This window comes from Paraburkholderia sp. UYCP14C (assembly GCF_004197395.1).
Taxonomy (GTDB): domain Bacteria; phylum Pseudomonadota; class Gammaproteobacteria; order Burkholderiales; family Burkholderiaceae; genus Paraburkholderia.
Genome location: NZ_SELS01000062.1, coordinates 26,989 through 45,059 on the forward strand (window position 1 = coordinate 26,989; position 18,071 = coordinate 45,059).

The window sequence follows — 18,071 nt, forward strand, 5'->3', positions numbered from 1 at the left end:
CATTGACGGGCGGACGCACCCCGCGGGCAATTCACGCGTGTCGACCTGAGTCAAAACACGCCGCCGGCTGCCCGCGCGCCGCGAAACCCTTCACCTCGGGACGCGAACGCCGGTAAATTCGTTCACAATAACGGCTCATGTCGCGCGGCACGCGTTGATTGCGACGGGCCGGGGCGCGCGACATACTTCCTTCCCCCATAGGAGCGCGCATGGCAGAGTCCACCGTCACCGCCCACATCGGTTCGACGAATTTCCAGGTCGTGTTCGACGACGGCAAGCACACATGGCTTGCCGACGAGCCCGAATCGTTAGGCGGCGGCGACCGCGGCCCGACGCCGGTCTCGCTGCTGCTGTCGAGCCTTGGCGCGTGCACGTCGATCACGCTGAAGATGTACGCGCAGCGCAAAGGCTGGCCGCTGGCGAGCGTACGCGTCAAACTGTCGATGGAAACCGGCGACGCAGGCTCGACGATCGACCGTCAGATCATGCTCGATGGCGATCTATCCGATGAGCAGCGGGAACGGCTTTTGCAAATTGCCAATGCGTGTCCGGTGCACAAGATCCTCACGAACACGATCTCGATCCGCTCCGCGCTCGCCGTCGCTTAACTGGCGCGGCAGTTGAGCTCGGGACGGTCGGACGCCGCCCGATCGGGCCACGGGTATTGCAACATTTTCATAGGACGCAGTCGTCTTGAATTTCGAACATCTCATTCAGATCAACGATCCGTTGAATCCCTTCGTCGAATCGATGACCCGCGAGCAGTTGTGGGAAGGGCTCGTGCTGCGCGCCGAACAGCCGCAACTGTTCGTGATGGGTCTCGACAGCTGCACGATCCTGTCGCGCAACGGCAATGTGCTCGAGCGCGAGTTGCACTATGGTCAGGCCACCGTGCGCGATCGCGTCACGCTGCAGGATAGCGAAAGCGTGCGCTACGACATCCTGCCGACCGCCGAGCACGTCGGCGGCTCACTGACGATGACGATCGAGCAGCCCGACGAGCTGCAGCTATTCTTGCGCTTTGAGTACGCCACCACACTGCCCGTCTCGACCGATCAGGACGCCGTGCAGACGCAGGAGATCGTCAAATCCGCGTATCGCGAGAACGATATCGACACGGTGCGGCTGATCCGCCAGTACGTTGCGGCGGGGCAGGAACCGGGACCGTTGCACTGAGATGCCGCGCGGGCGCCCTGCCCGCGCTCTCGCGGGGCCATGTCCAGGATGGCCCCCATAGTGGTCGTCTGCCCGCACTTTCATTCAGCTATCAGAAGTCGAATCCGATCAATTTCTCGACCTTGTAAATAGGAATAGTTATCATTTAGAATCATCACATCGAATCGACGAACAAGCTAAAACGAATGACCGATCTGACTCGCCCTTCCACGCTCAGCCTGCGCCGCTCGGCGGCCGCGCTGACCAGCCGCCCGAAATCGTCGACGACGGCCGTGCCGGCGGCCAAACCCGCCGCGGAACGCAGCACCGGCCAGGGCGAGACGTCGGAACGGGTCGTGCGCAGCGACGCGCTGCTGCAAGGCCATAGTCACATCAGCATCGTGCACAACGGCGAGACGTACCAGCTGCGTGCGACGCGCCTCGGCAAGCTGATCCTGACTAAGTAGCACCGCAACACGAAGTAAGTACCGGGTATTGTGGGGACCACCTCCTAGAGAGGTGTTAGGCATTAGCCAGCCACGACGGCTTGCACGCGAGAACTAGACCCCTTCGTGCAGACACCAAGCCAGCCGTCGCAGCAAGCCAGGCCGCTTTTTTTGGTTCTCACTCGAAAGCGGGTGCACGCAACGGCGTACATCGCTGAAGATGGAAATGAAAATGAAAAAGCCGTGGGATGTCACCATCCCACGGCTTTTTTGCTTGCGCCTGCGTTCGCATCGGTCACAGGCCAAAGCCTTACTTCGACGCCCAGCCCCAGAACATCAGCCACCACGCGCTATTGACGACCGCCAGCGCCGCGACGAACCACAGCATCGCCAGCGCGCGCTGCACGAAACGTTCGCTATAGCGGCGCGTGACGAGCCACGCAAGCCATGCGCTCCACGCGCTCGCAATCACCAGAATCGCGATGCGTAGATCCGACGCCCACCACAGAGAAACGTGCTCGGCACGCAGCAGCGACAGCGTCGTCGCCGATAAACCGAGGAACACGCCCGCGCCCGCGATCGGAATCAGCCCCTGCGTCAGATGATGCAGCCGGGTGGCGCTGAAGCGCCCAAGCATGCGCGTCGCGCCCGTCAGCAACAGCAGCAGCGCCGTGCCATAGACGAGCGCCGTCGCAAGGATGTAGCCGATCAGCAGTGAGCCGTCGAGCCACGAGAACACGTCGTTCTGGTCGGGGTAATGCGTGAACAGGAACCACGGCGCGTTGGTTTCGAGCGGCCACGTGATGTCGTGATCGACGAGCCACGTCGCGGAGAACATCTTCAGGTCGATGAACCAGCGCGACGCGGTCCAATGGAATGCGCCGATCGCGATGCCGAGCAGGCCGTACAGGATCAGCGCGGTGTCCCAGGGATTCGCCTTCTTGTCGCCCAACTGCACGACTTCGGTCGACGGCTTGCGCCACGTCAGCGCGATCGCGTCGCGGTGTCCGCTGCAGCGGCCGCACATATGGCAATCGGCCGCGCCCTTCATGTTGCGCAACGGCACGAGCGGCGCGCAGTTGATCGGAATCACGCGATGCCCATGCTCGCCGTTCTTATACGAGCGGCGCCATGCATCTTCGTCGACCTTGTAGTGAAACGGCGCAAGCCGTGACAGAAGCGAAAAGACCCCGTTGACGGGGCACAGGTATTTGCACCAGACGCGCTTCTCGCGCCCGTATAGCAGTCCGATCACGATCGCCGCGAAGGTCGAGCCGCCGAGCACCAGCAGCACCGCCTTCGGGTACTGGTAGACGCTGACCATCTGCCCGTAGATGGTCGTGATGCCGAACGCGACGAAGGGCCAGCCGCCCCAGCGCATCCAGTGCGGTATCGCGCGGCCGCGCCCGAACTTGCTGGCGAATTCGGCGAGCGCGCCCTCCGGACACAGCACGCCGCACCAGACGCGGCCGAGCATCACCATCGACAGCAGCACGAACGGCCACCAGATGCCCCAGAACACGAACTGCGCCGCGAGCGTCAGGTTGTTCCACAGATGCGCGGCGTCGTCCGGCAGCGGCAGCAGCGCGGGCACGATGATCAGGAACGCGTACGCCGCGACGACGATCCACTGGATCCCACGGATCACCGCGCCGTGGCGCTGCATCCACTGGCCGGCCGCCGCGAGACGGCCCGGCCGCGGCGCCATCACCGCGCTCATGCGGCGCGCCCTGCCGTCTGCTGCGCGGGCTTGCGACCGGCGCGGCGCACCAGCAGATAAACGACCGCCCAGTACACGGCATAGGCAAGCAGATTCATCAGCGCCGGATGCGCACGGTAGCCGGTCAGCGTCGCGACGAGCGAACCGAAGGTGCTCGAATCGTCGAGGATCGCCGACGAATTCCACAGCTGGTCGACGAGCGTCGGCAGGATTTCCTTGTCGATCAGCTTGTCGACGCCGGTCTGGAACAGGCCCGCGCCGAGGAACAGCAGCATAATTTCGGTGACGCGGAAAAAGAGCCGCCACGAGATGATCTTGCCGCCCAGTTGCAACACATAGAAGGTCAGGAACGCGAGCGCGAGACCGATCACGACAGCGAGCGTCTGGCTGCCGTCGACATGACCCGACTGGCCGAAGCCGAGGCCGTACAGGAAGATCACCGTTTCGCTGCCTTCGCGCGCGATCGCCAATGCGACCAGCAGCGCGACGCCCCACCAGTTCGAATCGCGCTGGCTCTTCTGCAGCGACTGTTCCATGTCGCGCTTCAGTGTGCGGCCGTGCTGCTTCATCCACAGCACCATCTGCACGATCAGCACGCAGGCGACGAGCACCATCGCGGTCTGGAAGTAATCCTGCGCGTCACCGGAGAGCACCTCGGTGAACCCAACCAGCGCGGCGCCGAGCGCCACCGCCGCGATCACGCCGGCCGCCACGCCGCCCCACAGGTACGGCAGGCCGCGGCGCGCGTCGTCGTCGCCATTTTTCAACCACGCGTACAGGATGCCGACGACCAGCAGCGCCTCGACACTTTCCCGCCACACGATGAACAGAATCTGACCCATTCAAGCTCTCCCTTCGATCCTTCTACTGCCCGCTTCCGTTGCCTCGCGCGACCGACAGCGCCCGCTTGCCGCGGCGCTTGCGGTCGCTCGGGATCACTGCTTACTTCGCGACGATCACGCCCTGCGCCTGCTGGTGAAAGTCGTCGAAAAACTTGTATTCGCCCGGCTCCAGCGGAGCGATCACGACGAACGAATCGGCGCCCGGCGCCAGCACCTTCTCTTTACGCAACTGCACGCTTTCGAATTCGGCCGCGCCCTTGCCGGTGTTGCGCACTTCGATCTTGATTCGCTGCCCCGCAGGTACTTCGATGCGGGCCGGGTTCAGCTTGCCGTCGTTCATTTCGAGCTTGAAGGTCGGCAGGTCGGCTGCATGAGCCGTGGCCGCCAGGCAAAACGTGGCGGCAAGCATCGCGATCTTTCGGTTGATTCCCATTGGCCTTTCCGGAAAACGCGACGCGCCGACGCCGGGTGTTGCACCGACCGTCCGCGCGCCGTCTGCTGCATTCACTGTTACGTTGATCGACCGCATTGGCACCCTGCGCCGATCAGTAACCGCCCTTCTTGCCGATGCCAGCGAAGGTGAAGTCATATTCGAGCGTGATCGGCTTGAACCACGGACCCACGCCGGTTTCCTTGTCGACGTGGCGGCCGAATGCCATGTGGCCCATTTGCATCGGCGCTTCCACGATCAGCTTCAGGTGGTACTTGCCCGGGCCTTGCAGCTTGACGTTGTCGCCGTAGTGCGGGCCATCGTTCGCGACCATCGGCATCAGATCGCCCTTCAACGGCTGAGTCGAGCCGGCCTTCGTCAGTTCGTAGTGCACCTGCAGATACGGCATCCAGTCGCCTTCGGCGAAACCGGTCGGATTGTTCTTGACCGCGTGGATGTCGGACTCGAGGTGGATGTCCGAATCCGACGCCTTGCGCATCATGCCTTCGGGTTCCATCGTGATCGGCTGCAGATAGACCGCGCCGATTTCCATGCCGCCCTGGATCTGCTGCTTGCCGATCGGATATTCGGCGGCCGAAGCCGACAGCGCCGCGACAGCCGCTACTGCTGCCGCGCCGCCGCGCGCAAAGGAAGAAATCCGCATTGACACTCCTTGTTTTTATCAGACTGGAATTGATTTCATTGGAAGACTGCGTCCGCACGCCAGATGTAGATTTAAATGCGAACCATTCTCAATATTAGATGAGTTTATCATCGATCGCTGATCAGAACAAACCTGCCAGCACGCTCTGCCTGATGGCAGCAGGGTCTTAAGGCTCGCTTAAGAAACTTTCAAGCGGCGGGGAAACAGGGACAGAATTCGCGACGGCCAAGTTGGCCGCGGCGACGGCTTCAGCGGGAGCTTAAGCGTCAGCCGATGTGAACAGGCGCGGCGGATGGCCGCGCCTTTGGTGGTGGAGAGAGGTGGTGGTTATTCGAGACCAGACACGTGGTCGCCGACGTTCGCGCCGAACACGCGCTGACGCAACAACGCCAACTGGTCGCGAGTCTGCGCGGCCTTCTCGAATTCGAGATTCTTCGCGTGCTCCATCATCTGCTTTTCGAGGCGCTTGATCTCCTTGGCGAGCTGCTTCTCGGACATGTCCTCGAACTTCGCGCGGGTCTGCTGTTCCTTCAGTTCGGCGCGCGCTTCGTCGACGTTGTACACGCCGTCGATGATGTCGCGAATCCGTTTCACGACCCCGCGCGGCGTGATGCCGTTGGCGGCGTTGAACGCAATCTGCTTCGCGCGGCGGCGCTCGGTTTCGTCGATCGCGCGACGCATCGAGTCCGTGATGTTGTCCCCGTACAGGATCGCCTTGCCGTTCACGTTACGCGCCGCCCGGCCGATGGTCTGGATCAGCGAACGTTCCGCGCGCAGGAAGCCCTCCTTGTCCGCGTCGAGAATCGCGACGAGCGACACCTCGGGAATATCGAGCCCCTCGCGCAGCAGGTTGATGCCGACCAGCACGTCGAACGCGCCGAGACGCAAATCGCGGATGATCTCGACGCGCTCGACCGTGTCGATGTCGCTGTGCAGATAGCGCACCTTGATGCCGTGGTCGGCGAGGAACTCGGTAAGCTGCTCGGCCATCCGTTTGGTCAGCGTCGTGACCAGCACGCGATCGCCGGCCTTGATGCGCTCGTTGATCTCGCCGAGCACGTCGTCGACCTGGCTGCGCGCCGGGCGCACCTCGATTTCGGGGTCGACGAGGCCGGTCGGGCGCACCAGCTGTTCGGCGACCTGCCCCGAAGTCTTCTTCTCGTAGTCGGCCGGCGTCGCCGATACGAACACGACCTGGCGCATCTTGCGCTCGAACTCGTTGAACTTGAGCGGCCGGTTGTCGAGCGCCGACGGCAGCCGGAAGCCGTAGTCGACGAGGTTTTCCTTGCGCGCGCGGTCGCCGTTGTACATGCCGTTCAGCTGGCCGATCAGCACGTGCGATTCGTCGAGCATCATGATCGCGTCGGGCGGCAGGTAATCGACGAGCGTCGGCGGCGGCTCGCCAGGCGCCGCGCCCGAGAAGTGCCGCGAGTAGTTCTCGATGCCCTTGCAGAAACCGAGCTCCTGCAGCATTTCGAGGTCGAAGCGGGTGCGCTGTTCGAGCCGCTGCGCCTCGACGAGTTTGCCGTCGCTATAGAAGAATTCGAGCCGGTCGCGCAACTCGGCTTTGATCGTTTCCACCGCGCGCAGCACGGTGTCGCGCGGCGTCACATAGTGCGACGACGGGTACACGGTAAAGCGCGGAATCTTCTGGCGCACGCGACCGGTCAGCGGATCGAATAGCTGCAGCGATTCGACTTCGTCGTCGAACAGTTCGACCCGCACCGCCATTTCGGCGTGCTCGGCCGGAAAGATATCGATCGTGTCGCCGCGCACGCGGAACGAGCCGCGCTGGAAGTCGGCTTCGTTGCGGCTGTACTGCATTGCGATCAGCCGCGCGATCACGTCGCGCTGACCGAGCCGGTCGCCGGTGCGCAACGTGAGAATCATCTGGTGATATTCGGACGGGTTGCCGATACCGTAAATCGCCGACACCGTCGCGACGATCACCACGTCGCGCCGTTCCATCAGGCTCTTGGTCGCCGACAGCCGCATCTGCTCGATATGCTCGTTGATCGACGAGTCTTTCTCGATGAACAGGTCGCGCTGCGGCACATACGCTTCCGGCTGGTAGTAGTCGTAGTACGAGACGAAGTATTCGACCGCGTTGCGCGGGAAAAACTCGCGGAACTCCGAATACAGCTGCGCGGCGAGGGTCTTGTTCGGCGCGAACACGATCGCCGGGCGGCCGAGCCGCGCGATCGTGTTGGCCATCGTGAAAGTCTTGCCGGAGCCGGTTACGCCGAGCAGCGTCTGGAACGCGAGACCGTCCCCGACGCCTTCGACGAGCGTCTCGATGGCCGTGGGCTGGTCGCCAGCGGGCGGATACGGCTGGTAGAGCTTGAACGGCGAACCTTCGAACATGACGAATTTCGATTCGTCGAGCGTATCGTCGGCTTCAGTCAGATGGTGTTCGGACATGAGGAGCGGCACCGGGCCTTGGGCAAAGAATCATTCTAACGGGTTGCGGAACGCGAAGATCGAGCGGGGTTACGTAGGCTGTCGTCGGGCGCGCGGGCGACCGTGTGTTATGGCCCTTTGCGGACTTGTGCGCCGTGAAGCGTCTGCCGGGGACTCCCATGCCGGGCTGTGTCCAGCACGCCACGCGGCGTCATGGCTCAGCGAGCGGCAATGCACGGTGCACTTCGTCCGCTTCAGGCCGTCGCCATCGCCACGCCCGCTCGAATTCCTTGCTGCCACATGGCTCCCCAGTGCCTGTTTTTCAAGCAAATAATTGCCGTTCGCCTGTCTGGTCGTCCGAAAAAAGTGCCCGGATTCGTTACAATGCGAAGTTGCGCTCGCTCGCCGCTGTCCATAGGCCGTCCCTGTTTTTCGCGTTTGGTCGAACTCACGCCGCACGCCCAAAACGCCGCCGACGCTCCAGATGAGGCCGCCCGCGCGCGAAGCCGCCCTCTTTTCACTACTGCTGCCCACCCATCATGTCTCTGTTCTCCGCCGTCGAACTTGCTCCCCGCGACCCGATTCTGGGCCTGAACGAAGCTTTCAACGCCGATACGCGCGCCACCAAGGTCAACCTCGGCGTTGGCGTGTACTTCAATGAAGAAGGCAAGATTCCGCTGCTGCGCGCCGTGCGCGATGCGGAAAAGGCCCGCGTCGAAGCCGCGCTGCCGCGCGGCTATCTGCCGATCGAAGGTATCGCCGCTTACGATGCCGCCGTGCAAAAGCTGCTGCTCGGCAACGACTCGCCGCTGATCGCGGCCGGCCGCGTCGTCACGGCACAGGCGCTGGGCGGCACGGGCGCGCTGAAGATCGGCGCGGACTTCCTGAAACGCGTGAATCCGAACAGCAAGGTCGCAATCAGCGATCCGAGCTGGGAAAACCACCGTGCGCTGTTCGAAGGCGCGGGCTTCGTCGTCGAATCGTATCCGTACTATGACGCGCAAACGCACGGCGTGAACTTCGACGGCATGCTGAGCGCGCTGAACGGCTATGCAGCGGGCACGATCGTCGTGCTGCACGCTTGCTGCCACAATCCGACCGGCGTCGACCTGAGCGTCGAGCAGTGGAAGCAGGTCGTCGAGGTCGTCAAGGCGCGCAACCTCGTGCCGTTCCTCGACATCGCCTACCAGGGCTTCGGCGACAACATCGAAGCGGACGCGGCAGCCGTGCGCCTGTTCGCCGCGCAGGAACTGAACGCGTTCGTGTCGTCGTCGTTCTCGAAGTCGTTCTCGCTGTACGGCGAGCGCGTCGGCGCACTGTCGATCATCACCGCGAACAAGGAAGAAGCGGCACGCGTGCTGTCGCAACTGAAGCGCGTGATCCGCACCAACTACTCGAACCCGCCGACGCACGGCGGCTCGGTAGTCGCGGCCGTGCTCGCGTCGCCGGAACTGCGCGCGACGTGGGAAAGCGAACTGGGAGAAATGCGCGACCGCATCCGCGCGATGCGCAATGGTCTCGTCGAGCGTCTGAAGGCAAGCGGCGTCGATCGCGACTTCGGCTTCGTGAACGCGCAGCGTGGCATGTTCTCGTACTCGGGTCTGACGGCACCGCAAGTGGACCGTCTGCGTGAAGAGTTCGGTATCTATGCGGTCAGCACGGGCCGTATCTGCGTGGCTGCGCTCAACACGCGCAACCTCGACGTCGTCGCCAACGCGATTGCACACGTGCTGAAGTAAGGCGATTCAACGCGCGGAGGTTTGCCGCGCCGGTGCAGCTGCTTCGCCGCTGCCACCGCCTGTAAAAACGGCGCCCTTTTGCCAAAAGGGCGCCGTTTTTTATTTCCCGACTGTTTGGCCGGGCCGGGCGCTGCGTCGACTCTCTTCGCGAGGAATCAGCGCGAGTCCCGATGAATATCATGCGTGACGAAACCCGCATCGTTCTCCGGCATCTCGAGCCAGTCTGGCTGCTCGAGCGAACGGAGAATATCCTCGAGACCGCTCCTCCAATGCTCGCGCATCGTCGACAGACCGAATTGAAAGTCCTTGTAGTGTCCTTCGTATTCCTTGTGCCGGTAGATCAGGTGAATCACGTTGTAGCGCTTCGAACACGACAGATCTTCGGCCAGCTTGCACCACGGATCGTCGCGTTGTCCTTCCGGCACGCGATCCAGCACCTCGCGCAACACGTGACGGAAACGCTGCGAGCGCTGCAGCATGTCGGTCACGAGACGCGTGCGGCTCGAATACTGAATGTCTTTCATGCGCCCCTGCACGTCGGTGATGTTGTCCGGCACCGGTCCGATCGCGCTCCATAGATCGACCTGAAACGCGATCGTGTCGCGACGCGGCGTGGACTGGAGCACCTCGTAGAGCGGCGTATTCGACATCAGGCCGCCGTCCCAGTAGAACTGACCGTCGATCTCGACCGCCGCGAAGCCCGGCGGCGGCAACGCGCCCGATGCGATGAAATGCTCGGGCCTGAGCGTGGTGTGCGTATTGTCGAAGTACGCGAAATTGCCCGTGCCGCAATTCACCGCGCCCACCGACACGCGTATTTCGCCGGAATTGATCCGGTCGAAATCACACAGCGACTCGAGGGTGGCCTTCAGCGGCGTGGTGTCGTAGTAGCTCGCCAATTGCGGCGGACCGGACACCGTGGGCAACGGCGGCGGGAAACGCGGCACGAAAAAGCCCTTTTGCCCTTCGACGATCGCGCTCATCGCCTGCGCTGCGGTAAATGCCTTGCGCACCGCTTCGCTCGAATTGAACAGCACGTGTTCGATCGGCGCCGGCAACGGCGGTCCGAACGCCGGCTGGCAGATCGTCTCCCAGAATTGCAGCAGACGCTCGACGCGTCGTTCCGGCGGATTGCCCGCAATGATCGCCGTGTTCAGCGCGCCGATCGAAATTCCCGCGATCCAGTTCGGTTCGATGCCGGCTTCGTAAAGCCCCTGAAAGACGCCGGCCTGATAGGCGCCGAGCGCGCCACCGCCTTGCAGCATCAGCGCGACGGTTTCGTAGTTGGGCAACGGGAGATGCCGGCGCGCGCGGGCGGTGGCCGCCGGGCCCGCGCCCTCCGCGTCGCCGGACACGCCCACGCGCGCCCGCTTCAGATTGCGTTGCGCCACGGGCCGCCCCTTAATGCATGTACCAGCCGTGGCTCACGACGAACGACTGGCCGGTCAGCGCCGCGCTCGGGAAGGTCGACAGGAACAGCACAGTCTGCGCGACGTCTTCGACCGTCGTGAAGATACCGTCGACGGTACCGCCCAGCATCACGCGCTTGATCACTTCCTCTTCGCTGATGCCGAGTTCCTTCGCCTGCTCGGGAATCTGCTTGTCGACGAGCGGCGTGCGCACGAAGCCCGGACATACGACGTGCGAGCGCACGTTATGCGCGGCGCCTTCCTTGGCGAGCACGCGCGACAGGCCCAGCAAAGCGTGCTTCGCGGTCACGTAGGCCGACTTCAGCGGCGACGCGAGATGCGAGTGGACCGAGCCCATGTAGATCACGACGCCGCCGCGATTGTCCTTGTACATGTGCTTGAGCGCGGCCTTGGTGGTCAGGAATGCGCCGTCCACGTGAATGGCCTGCATCTTCTTCCAGTCCGAGAACGAATAGTTTTCGATCGGATTGACGATCTGGATGCCGGCGTTGGAAATGAGAATGTCGATCGAGCCGAATTCCTCCGCGACCTTGTCGATACCCTGATTGACGGCGTCTTCGCTCGTCACGTCCATTGCCACGCCGATTGCCTTACCGCCGCCCTTTCTGATTTCTTCAGCCACGGCGTTCGCGCCGTCCTGGTTCAGGTCGGCGATCGCGACCGCCGCGCCCGCCGCCGAAAGAGTCAACGCGATCTGTTTGCCGATGCCGCTTGCGGCGCCAGTGACGACGGCGACCTTGCCGTTCAGATTCGAGTTCAGAGACGACATCCAGAACCTCCATGCAGTTGATGAGCAATGAGACCACGAGACCGCGCGCGGCGGGAAGTCGGCCAAACGGTATAGACCGTTCGGCGGATGCAGCGCGACGGCCGACTTTGCTATTGTGCATGAACCCTGTGAACGGCATAGGTAAAACGCACATCGAGCCGTATCTCTTTACACTGGATGCTTTCGGGCTGAATCCGGGCTCCATTCCCGTGGCATCACCAACCAGGAGACATGCATGAATTATCGACGTCTGGGCCGCTCCGGCCTGCAAGTGAGCGAGTTGTCCATCGGCTCATGGGTCACGTACGGCAACCAGGTGGATCACCGCGCCGCACGCGAATCGCTTGCCGCGGCGCGCGACGCGGGCGTCAATTTCTTCGACAACGCCGAGGTGTACGCAGGCGGCAAGTCAGAGGAAATCATGGGCCATGCATTAAAGGAACTGGCCTGGCCGCGCGTGAGCTACGTCGTGTCGACGAAATTTTTCTGGGGACTCAACGAAGCGCCGAACCAGTACCACACGCTGAACCGCAAATACCTGATGAACGCGATCGACGGGTCGCTGAAGCGACTGCAACTCGATTATGTCGATCTCGTGTTCTGTCATCGTCCCGACCCGAACACGCCGGTCGAGGAAACGGTCTGGGCGATGAGCGACATGATCACGCGGGGCAAGGCGCTGTACTGGGGCACCTCAGAATGGAGCGCCGACGAGATTCGCGCCGCCTATGAGATCGCCGAGCGGCATCATCTGCACAAGCCGGTCATGGAGCAGCCGCAATACAACCTGTTCCACCGCAAACGCGTCGAGCAGGAATACAAGCGGCTTTACGAGGACCTCGGCCTTGGCCTGACCACGTGGAGTCCGCTTGCATCGGGTCTACTCACCGGCAAATACCGTGACGGCGTACCCGCCGACAGTCGCGCGCAGTTGCAGGGTTATGACTGGCTGCGTCAGCAACTCACCGACCCGACGAGGAACAACGTGGTCGGTCAGCTCGGCGCGGTTGCCGACGAACTCGACTGCACGATCGGTCAGCTCGCGATCGCGTGGATTCTGAAGAATCCGAATGTCAGTACGGTGATCACGGGCGCCTCGCGAGTCGAACAGATCGGCGAAAACATGAAGTCCGCCGAGGTGGCCGAGCGCATCACGCCCGAGATCAAGCAGCGGATTGAAGAGATCATCGGCGACGCGCACGAATAATCGCGCGCCGCGCCCGGCACTGAGCGGATAACCGGGCACGCGCGGTCGCGTACAATACGCGACCGCGCGTCGCCGGCTCCTTCGGGCCAGCCTGCGCTCTCTCAGCGTCCTCTCATCATGCTCAGCTACCGCCACGCCTTTCATGCCGGCAATCACGCCGACGTTCTGAAACACGCCGTCGTGTTGCAGCTCCTGCGCTACCTTGGCCAGAAAGACAAGGCCTACTGGTATATCGACACCCACGCAGGCGCCGGCGTCTACTCGCTGAAGGAAGGCTACGCGACGAAGACCGGCGAGTTCGAAACGGGCATCGCGAAACTGTGGGGCCGCAACGATCTGCCGCCGCTGTTCGCCGACTACGTCGACGAAGTCAGCGCGCTCAATGCCGATGGCCAGTTGCGTTTCTATCCGGGCTCGCCGTATCTCGCGTGGCGACAGTTGCGCGCGCAGGATCGCATGCGGCTATTCGAATTGCACAGCACCGAAATCGACGTGCTGCGCCACAATTTTCGCGACGCGGGCCGTCGCGCGATGCTGTACGCGGGCGACGGCTTCGACGGGATTCTCGCGCTGTTGCCGCCGGCGCCGCGCCGTGCGCTGATCCTGCTCGACCCGTCATACGAAGACAAGCGCGACTACGGGCGCACGCTGCGCTGTGTCGAGGAAAGTCTCAAGCGGTTTCCGACCGGCACGTATGCGGTCTGGTATCCGCAGGTCAAGCGCCCCGAGTCACAGCGTTTCCCCGATCAGTTGAAGCAATTGCAGAAGGACAACTGGCTGCACGTCAGCCTGACCGTCAGCAATCCTCCGGAAGACGGCTATGGGCTGTTCGGGAGCGGCATGTTCATCCTGAATCCTCCGTACACGCTCGCCAAGACGCTGAAGGATCAGATGCCGTGGCTCGTCAAGACGCTCGGCGAGGACAAGGCTGCGACGTTCAAGGTCGAATATCGCGGCAATTGAACGTGACGCGCGGCCCGTCAGCGGACCGCACCTGGCTCCCCTTCACCTGTCTTGCGCAGATCGATCCACTCATACGCTCACTTGAATTGCGCGGCCGCCTTGGTCGCGAACTGGTTCGTATAGGTCGCACTCAAATCGATCTTCTTCGGATCGAGGCGGCTATCGAACGACGACAAAGCGCGCAGCGACGTCGCCGGACCATCCGCCGGCATCAGTCCATCCGGCGAATACGCGTCGCGCACATGGTGAAAGGCGTCGAGATAAAGCGTCGGGTCGCCCAGCAGATAGGCTTGCGGCACCATCTTCAACAGATCCGCGTCGCTCGCGGTCTGCAGCCAATGATTGGCGCGCACGATTGCATTGGTCAGCGCCTGCGTCGTCTTCGGATTCTTCTGGATGAAGCTCTCGGGCGCGTAAAGCGTCGCCGCGGGCATCATGCCGCCGAACACCTCCTGCGTGCCTTTCACCGTGCGTGTATCCACCAGCACCTTGATCGCGCCGCTACGCGTGAGCTTGGTCATCATTGGATCGACATTGGACAGCGCGTCGATCTGCCCGCTGCCCACCGCGGCCAGCACCGTCGCGCCGCTGCCGACGCCGATCGCCGAAATGTCGCTGCGCTGCACGCCGGCCTTGCGCAACGCAACGGTGAGCACGAGATCCGTCGACGAACCCGGCGCGCTCACGCCGACCTTCGCGCCCTTGAAGTCCGCAAGCGACTTGATCTGATCGGCCTTCGACTTCACCACGCCGATCACGATCTGCGGTGCGCGCCCCATCAACGCGAACGCGCGATAGTGCTGCCCTTTCGCCTGCATGAACAGCGTGTGCTCGAACGCGCCCGCGCCGACGTCGGCGCTGCCGCCCACCACCGCTTCGAGCGCCTTCGAGCCACCTGCGAAATCTTCGAGCGTGACGTTCAGGCCTTCGTCCTTGAAGTAGCCGAGCTGCTGGGCGGCGAGGACCGGCAGATAGTAGAGGCCGGGTAGACCGCCGACGGCCATCGTTAGTGTCGGCATTTCCGGCGTGTCCTTCGCGAACCCGGCCCCGGGCAAAGTGGCCAGTGCGAGCAGCATCACGCAGGCGCGCGTCGCACGCTGCATCCAGTGATTCGGCATGGTGAGGTCTCCTTGTTGTGTTTTCTGTTCGAAGCGGTGACGCAGGCGCACCTGTTGCGGTCGAAGCTCACGGCGACGAGGCGCGCAACGATTGTCGTCGGACGGTTTCACGGGCGCCATGCGCCCAAACCCGAATGGGATGTCGGGCGCAAGGCAAGCTGGCGGAGGGGGAGAAACGGAATCGGACAGGAGCGTCATCAACGCGCTTCCGCGCTGTCGCTCGCTATTGCGGAAGCGGCACCGGTCGGGGCATCGGCCGCGGCGGCACGCCACCACCCGTCGGCAACTGGATATACGGCGCAACCACGAACGGCGGCGACGATTCCGTCGGCAGCTCGACCGGTGCTGCGATCGGCGGCGCGGCGACGATCGGCTCTGGCGCGGGCGGCGAGCTCAGCAGCAACGTGCCGCTCTGGCCATTATTGACACCGCCGAGCGTATCGAGAATCACCGGAGGGCGGTCGTTATCGGAAACCGCGAATGCGTCCGACGCAATACAGAGGGTCGCGAGCGTCGCCATCGTGGCCGCGGCCATCAAGGATCGGAAAGTTTGGAGCGAATGGACGGAGGACATGGGCAGCCCGATTGGTTATAAATGCCGTCTTGCGCGAAAAACGCCCTACCTTACCGCGGCCCGCGTTGCGAAGCTAGTCGATATTCGCCATGAATAGCCTGGTTGCGCCGTTCGCTCGAAAAACGCCGCCGGCGCGGGCTTTTCGGTCTCCAGACGCGACAAAGCCCCGCTTTGACGGGGCTCGACATTGGTACTGCAATGGCCGCGCAATAGCAGGCGCCGCCGGGTCAAACTCGAAGGGGAAACTTACAGCGAATAGCCGTTGGTTTCGAGCGAGCGGATCCGTTGCTCGAGCTGGACGACATCCGACGACGATGCCAGATATGCCTCACGACGGCTACGTTCTGCGGTTTCGAACCAGGTGCTCAGCTTCTCAAGAATGAATGCAAACATGATGTTCTCCAAGGATCAGATTGAATCCCCGGTGATTGGGCATCAGGGATTTCCCGTAAAAGGGTTAACCCGCATTATAGCCATCCGCTGCAACCTGAACAGTGAAATGCCCGCATGACGTGCATTCCGATTTGGAATGATGCACCATATCGATGCATTCAGATGCCTGATTTTATTGAAATTGATGTCGACTCTCCAGCGGACATCATTGCCCTAAGTTTCGTTCGCACATTAGCGGTGCATAAATCGTAAGCCCGAATGAATTGGGAGTCCGGGCTTCCTTTAACTCCGCGAGCAGCCGCTAAAGCGGATGGCAACCTTGCCCCGAAACAAGATCGGTGTCCGCGAGGCGCTCGATAATCGGACAATCTGGCCGGTCATCGCCGTGACAATGGTCGGCCAGATGTGCGAGGGTGTCGCGCATGTCGGTCAACTCGGCGATGCGACGATCGAGTTCGGCGACATGTTCGAGGGCGATTCGCTTTACTTCTGCGCTTGCACGTGAGCGGTCGTGCCATAGAGCAAGCAGTCGCCGAATATCCTCGACCAGAAATCCGAGCCGGCGCGCCTGGCGAATAAAGCGCAGGGAATGCACTTCCTGCGGGCCATACACGCGATAACCAGCGCTCGTGCGCGCCTTCGCAGTCAATAGACCGACACTTTCGTAGTAGCGAATCATTTTCGCCGTTACGCCCGACGCGCGGGCCGCTTCGCCTATGTTCATGACTGTTTCCCCAAGGTTCGGCTGAAATCGAATCGATCCTACACCTTCCCATGCTGGGAAGGTCAGCTACCCAAACACGGAACGGCAGGCATAATTCGACTATCCGAAATCCGATTCCGCCGAGGTCTTTGCAATGACAATCGAACTCCACGTAGAAGGCATGAGCTGCCAGCATTGTGTTGCTGCCGTCACGAACGCGATTCGTGAGCACGACGCCGCCGCGCAGGTCCAGGTGGATCTCGCGACCGGCCGCGTGCTCGTGGAGTCGACGCAACCGATCGAGGCGCTGAAGGCCGCGGTTGACGATGCCGGATACACAGTCACGTCGGTGCGCTGAGGGCACCGATCATGTTCAAGGTTGCCGTAATCGGTGGTTCCGGGCTGCTCGGCCGCGCGCTCAACGACGAATTCGCGCGCCAGACCGACTGGCAGATTGTCTCCACCGCGTTTAGCCGGCCGTCTCCGCACATGGTCGCGTTGGATGTTCGAGATCGCCTTGCGGTCGAGCGCTTCATCGACGACGTGACGCCCGATGCCGTCGTGATTGCCGCGGCGGAGCGCCGTCCCGACGTTTGCGAGCGCGATCCGGCGCTTGCTCGCGCGCTGAACGTCGATGCCGTGCGGACGATTGCGGGAGCGGCGAACCGACACGGCGCGTGGACGCTGTCGATCTCGACCGACTACGTGTTCGACGGCACACACCCGCCCTATCGCCATGACAGCCCACCGGCGCCACTGAACGCGTACGGACAGAGCAAGTTCGAAGGCGAGCGAGCGCTGAGCGAAACGGCCGGGCGCGGATGCGTGCTGCGTCTGCCGCTGCTGTACGGGCCGATCGTCAGTTGGTCAGAGTCGGCCGTGACCAGCCTTGTGCCGGCAATCGCGGCGTCGGCCGCGCCGGCCGCGCAGGCTGCGAAGATGGACGCTTGGGCGATCCGGTATCCCACGTTCACGCCCGATGTCGCCCTCGTGATCCGACAGATGCTCGAGCGGCACGCGCGGGGCGAAACGATCTCCGGCATCGTGCAATGGTCCGGCGACGAACCGATGAACAAGTACGAGATCGCCGTGCGCCTGGCGAAAGCATTACAACTCGACGCGCATCTAACGCCCCAGCGTACGCCCATCGACGCAACGCCGCGCCCGCACGACTGTCATCTGGCATCGAGCCGTCTGGAGGCACTTGGAATCGGCCGGCGCACGCCTTTCGAGATGGCGATCCGGCAAGTGCTAGCCGCGTTTCCCTGGCCTGAGCAAACGACTTCCGCTTGATCCAGCGGATTGCGTGCAGAGGGTATTACCGAAGGAGGCTGAATAGAAGAAAGAAGAAATGACACGAAAGAGTCGTCACTTCCGATTTCGGGCGCGTAAACGCAGAAACCCCACCGCTGAGGGTGGGGTTTCTGAATGGATAAGGAGCCTGACGATTACCTACTTTCACACGGGCAATCCGCACTATCATCGGCGTGGAGTCGTTTCACGGTCCTGTTCGGGATG

Annotated in this window: 19 protein-coding genes; 8 read left to right on the top strand and 11 right to left on the bottom strand. The window is 62.6% G+C overall.

Annotated elements, in window-relative coordinates:
- Window positions 1-209: 209 nt before the first annotated feature.
- The 3 genes from EVC45_RS36030 (at window position 210) to hemP (ending at window position 1,622) form a co-directional block, all read left to right on the top strand.
- Window positions 210-608 (top strand): OsmC family protein, encoded by a 399-nt coding sequence (locus EVC45_RS36030; protein ID WP_129962902.1) that lies wholly within the window; start codon window positions 210-212, stop codon window positions 606-608.
- Between the two features lie 85 nt (window positions 609-693).
- Window positions 694-1,176: an SRPBCC family protein gene (locus EVC45_RS36035; RefSeq protein ID WP_129962903.1), complete on the top strand. Its 483-nt coding sequence runs from the start codon at window positions 694-696 to the stop codon at window positions 1,174-1,176.
- A gap of 185 nt (window positions 1,177-1,361) precedes the next feature.
- Entirely contained in the window at window positions 1,362-1,622 is a 261-nt protein-coding gene (hemP, locus tag EVC45_RS36040; protein ID WP_129962904.1) for a hemin uptake protein HemP, read from the top strand.
- A gap of 289 nt (window positions 1,623-1,911) precedes the next feature.
- On the opposite strand, the gene EVC45_RS36045 is transcribed toward hemP, so the two are convergent.
- From EVC45_RS36045 to uvrB, 5 genes are all read right to left on the bottom strand, one after another.
- The gene (locus tag EVC45_RS36045) at window positions 1,912-3,321 is read right to left on the bottom strand and encodes a 4Fe-4S binding protein (protein WP_129962905.1); all 1,410 of its coding nucleotides are present in this window, start codon (window positions 3,319-3,321) and stop codon (window positions 1,912-1,914) included.
- Window positions 3,318-4,163, bottom strand: coding sequence for an FTR1 family protein (locus EVC45_RS36050; protein ID WP_129962906.1), 846 nt, complete (start codon window positions 4,161-4,163; stop codon window positions 3,318-3,320). The genes EVC45_RS36045 and EVC45_RS36050 overlap by 4 nt, the downstream gene beginning before the upstream one ends.
- Before the next feature lie 100 nt (window positions 4,164-4,263).
- Entirely contained in the window at window positions 4,264-4,596 is a 333-nt protein-coding gene (locus EVC45_RS36055; RefSeq protein WP_008922656.1) for a cupredoxin domain-containing protein, read from the bottom strand.
- Between the two features lie 112 nt (window positions 4,597-4,708).
- Window positions 4,709-5,257, bottom strand: a complete 549-nt coding sequence (locus EVC45_RS36060) for an iron transporter (protein ID WP_129962907.1) — start codon at window positions 5,255-5,257, stop codon at window positions 4,709-4,711.
- A 327-nt stretch (window positions 5,258-5,584) separates the two neighbouring features.
- A complete protein-coding gene (gene uvrB / locus EVC45_RS36065) occupies window positions 5,585-7,678 on the bottom strand; it encodes an excinuclease ABC subunit UvrB (RefSeq protein ID WP_129962908.1) in 2,094 nt (697 codons plus the stop codon).
- Window positions 7,679-8,196: 518 nt separating this feature from the next.
- Between uvrB and EVC45_RS36070 the strand changes: the two genes are divergently transcribed.
- Window positions 8,197-9,396 (top strand): amino acid aminotransferase, encoded by a 1,200-nt coding sequence (locus EVC45_RS36070; RefSeq protein ID WP_129962909.1) that lies wholly within the window; start codon window positions 8,197-8,199, stop codon window positions 9,394-9,396.
- Window positions 9,397-9,551: 155 nt separating this feature from the next.
- On the opposite strand, the gene EVC45_RS36075 is transcribed toward EVC45_RS36070, so the two are convergent.
- Window positions 9,552-10,787 carry a patatin-like phospholipase family protein gene (locus tag EVC45_RS36075; RefSeq protein ID WP_129962910.1) on the bottom strand — a complete coding sequence of 412 codons (1,236 nt, stop codon included), beginning with the start codon at window positions 10,785-10,787 and terminating at the stop codon, window positions 9,552-9,554.
- A gap of 10 nt (window positions 10,788-10,797) precedes the next feature.
- A complete protein-coding gene (locus tag EVC45_RS36080; protein ID WP_129962911.1) occupies window positions 10,798-11,595 on the bottom strand; it encodes a 3-hydroxybutyrate dehydrogenase in 798 nt (265 codons plus the stop codon).
- A gap of 235 nt (window positions 11,596-11,830) precedes the next feature.
- On the opposite strand from EVC45_RS36080, the gene EVC45_RS36085 reads away from it, so the two are divergent.
- Together EVC45_RS36085 and EVC45_RS36090 are read left to right on the top strand one after the other, a co-directional pair.
- Window positions 11,831-12,802 carry an aldo/keto reductase gene (locus EVC45_RS36085; RefSeq protein WP_129962912.1) on the top strand — a complete coding sequence of 324 codons (972 nt, stop codon included), beginning with the start codon at window positions 11,831-11,833 and terminating at the stop codon, window positions 12,800-12,802.
- 117 nt (window positions 12,803-12,919) lie between these two features.
- Window positions 12,920-13,765 (top strand): 23S rRNA (adenine(2030)-N(6))-methyltransferase RlmJ, encoded by an 846-nt coding sequence (locus EVC45_RS36090; protein ID WP_129962913.1) that lies wholly within the window; start codon window positions 12,920-12,922, stop codon window positions 13,763-13,765.
- Window positions 13,766-13,842: 77 nt separating this feature from the next.
- Here EVC45_RS36090 and EVC45_RS36095 read toward each other — a convergent pair whose 3' ends face one another.
- The 4 genes from EVC45_RS36095 to cueR form a co-directional block, all read right to left on the bottom strand.
- Window positions 13,843-14,883: an ABC transporter substrate-binding protein gene (locus EVC45_RS36095; RefSeq protein ID WP_129962914.1), complete on the bottom strand. Its 1,041-nt coding sequence runs from the start codon at window positions 14,881-14,883 to the stop codon at window positions 13,843-13,845.
- A 223-nt stretch (window positions 14,884-15,106) separates the two neighbouring features.
- On the bottom strand, window positions 15,107-15,418 hold the full coding sequence (locus EVC45_RS36100; RefSeq protein ID WP_129962915.1) for a hypothetical protein: 312 nt from the start codon (window positions 15,416-15,418) through the stop codon (window positions 15,107-15,109).
- A 285-nt stretch (window positions 15,419-15,703) separates the two neighbouring features.
- Window positions 15,704-15,850, bottom strand: coding sequence for a DUF3563 family protein (locus EVC45_RS36105; RefSeq protein WP_129962916.1), 147 nt, complete (start codon window positions 15,848-15,850; stop codon window positions 15,704-15,706).
- A gap of 301 nt (window positions 15,851-16,151) precedes the next feature.
- On the bottom strand, window positions 16,152-16,574 hold the full coding sequence (gene cueR / locus EVC45_RS36110; protein ID WP_008922667.1) for a Cu(I)-responsive transcriptional regulator: 423 nt from the start codon (window positions 16,572-16,574) through the stop codon (window positions 16,152-16,154).
- 133 nt (window positions 16,575-16,707) lie between these two features.
- On the opposite strand from cueR, the gene EVC45_RS36115 reads away from it, so the two are divergent.
- Together EVC45_RS36115 and EVC45_RS36120 are read left to right on the top strand one after the other, a co-directional pair.
- Window positions 16,708-16,911, top strand: coding sequence for a heavy-metal-associated domain-containing protein (locus EVC45_RS36115; protein WP_129962917.1), 204 nt, complete (start codon window positions 16,708-16,710; stop codon window positions 16,909-16,911).
- An 11-nt stretch (window positions 16,912-16,922) separates the two neighbouring features.
- A complete protein-coding gene (locus EVC45_RS36120) occupies window positions 16,923-17,846 on the top strand; it encodes an SDR family oxidoreductase (protein WP_129962918.1) in 924 nt (307 codons plus the stop codon).
- The last annotated feature ends 225 nt before the right edge of the window (window positions 17,847-18,071 follow it).

Bases quoted from the DNA above. Each gene is read 5' to 3' on its own strand.
- EVC45_RS36030 (WP_129962902.1), top strand. From the start codon at position 210: ATGGCAGAGTCCACCGTCACCGCCCACATCGGTTCGACGAATTTCCAG.
- hemP (WP_129962904.1), top strand. From the start codon at position 1,362: ATGACCGATCTGACTCGCCCTTCCACGCTCAGCCTGCGCCGCTCGGCG.
- EVC45_RS36045 (WP_129962905.1), bottom strand. From the start codon at position 3,321: ATGAGCGCGGTGATGGCGCCGCGGCCGGGCCGTCTCGCGGCGGCCGGC.
- EVC45_RS36050 (WP_129962906.1), bottom strand. From the start codon at position 4,163: ATGGGTCAGATTCTGTTCATCGTGTGGCGGGAAAGTGTCGAGGCGCTG.
- EVC45_RS36055 (WP_008922656.1), bottom strand. From the start codon at position 4,596: ATGGGAATCAACCGAAAGATCGCGATGCTTGCCGCCACGTTTTGCCTG.
- EVC45_RS36060 (WP_129962907.1), bottom strand. From the start codon at position 5,257: ATGCGGATTTCTTCCTTTGCGCGCGGCGGCGCGGCAGCAGTAGCGGCT.
- uvrB (WP_129962908.1), bottom strand. From the start codon at position 7,678: ATGTCCGAACACCATCTGACTGAAGCCGACGATACGCTCGACGAATCG.
- EVC45_RS36070 (WP_129962909.1), top strand. From the start codon at position 8,197: ATGTCTCTGTTCTCCGCCGTCGAACTTGCTCCCCGCGACCCGATTCTG.
- EVC45_RS36080 (WP_129962911.1), bottom strand. From the start codon at position 11,595: ATGTCGTCTCTGAACTCGAATCTGAACGGCAAGGTCGCCGTCGTCACT.
- EVC45_RS36085 (WP_129962912.1), top strand. From the start codon at position 11,831: ATGAATTATCGACGTCTGGGCCGCTCCGGCCTGCAAGTGAGCGAGTTG.
- EVC45_RS36090 (WP_129962913.1), top strand. From the start codon at position 12,920: ATGCTCAGCTACCGCCACGCCTTTCATGCCGGCAATCACGCCGACGTT.
- EVC45_RS36095 (WP_129962914.1), bottom strand. From the start codon at position 14,883: ATGCCGAATCACTGGATGCAGCGTGCGACGCGCGCCTGCGTGATGCTG.
- EVC45_RS36100 (WP_129962915.1), bottom strand. From the start codon at position 15,418: ATGGCCGCGGCCACGATGGCGACGCTCGCGACCCTCTGTATTGCGTCG.
- EVC45_RS36105 (WP_129962916.1), bottom strand. From the start codon at position 15,850: ATGTTTGCATTCATTCTTGAGAAGCTGAGCACCTGGTTCGAAACCGCA.
- cueR (WP_008922667.1), bottom strand. From the start codon at position 16,574: ATGAACATAGGCGAAGCGGCCCGCGCGTCGGGCGTAACGGCGAAAATG.
- EVC45_RS36115 (WP_129962917.1), top strand. From the start codon at position 16,708: ATGACAATCGAACTCCACGTAGAAGGCATGAGCTGCCAGCATTGTGTT.
- EVC45_RS36120 (WP_129962918.1), top strand. From the start codon at position 16,923: ATGTTCAAGGTTGCCGTAATCGGTGGTTCCGGGCTGCTCGGCCGCGCG.